The 572-nt window shown below is 72.2% G+C and carries 1 protein-coding gene; it reads left to right on the top strand.

Annotation, left to right across the window (positions count from 1 at the left end; genetic code table 11):
- On the top strand, positions 1-572 hold a 572-nt coding region (locus VM95_RS37925; RefSeq protein ID WP_045706141.1), incomplete at both ends, for an acyltransferase domain-containing protein.

Genomic DNA, 572 nt, shown 5'->3' with positions numbered 1-572 from the left:
GCGGATGTGGGGTTGTCGCTGGCTTCCATCGGCGCAGGGTTCGAGCGGCGGGCGGTGGTGGTCGGTTCGGAGCGGGCCGAGCTGCTGGCGGGGCTGGGGGCGGTGACCGGCGGCCAGGTCGTCGCTGGGAAGACCGGGGTGTTGTTCTCGGGGCAGGGCGCGCAGTGGGCGGGGATGGGGCGGGGGTTGTACGAGGCGTTCCCGGTGTTCCGGGAGGCCTTCGACGAGGTGTGCGCCCGGCTTGATGAGGAGCTGGGGGCCAGCGTTCGGGCCGTGGTGTTCGGTGAGGAGGGCTCACTGGACCAAACGGTTTTCACGCAGGCCGGGTTGTTCGCGGTCGGTGTGGGGTTGTGGCGGCTGCTGGAGTGGCTGGGTGTCCCGGTGGACGCGGTGGGTGGCCATTCGGTGGGTGAGGTGGTGGCCGCGTATGTGGCGGGTGTGTGGTCGCTGGAGGACGCCTGTCGGGTGGTGGCCGCGCGTGGTCGGCTGATGCAGGCGCTGCCGGCGGGTGGGGTGATGGTGGCGGTGCGGTTGTCCGAGGCGGAGGCCGTCGAGCGGTTGGCGGGCCGGTC

This window comes from Streptomyces rubellomurinus, assembly GCF_000961885.1.
GTDB lineage: Bacteria > Actinomycetota > Actinomycetes > Streptomycetales > Streptomycetaceae > Kitasatospora > Kitasatospora rubellomurina.
Note: the sequence above shows the minus strand (reverse complement) of the source record. Positions and strands in the feature narration are given on the sequence as shown.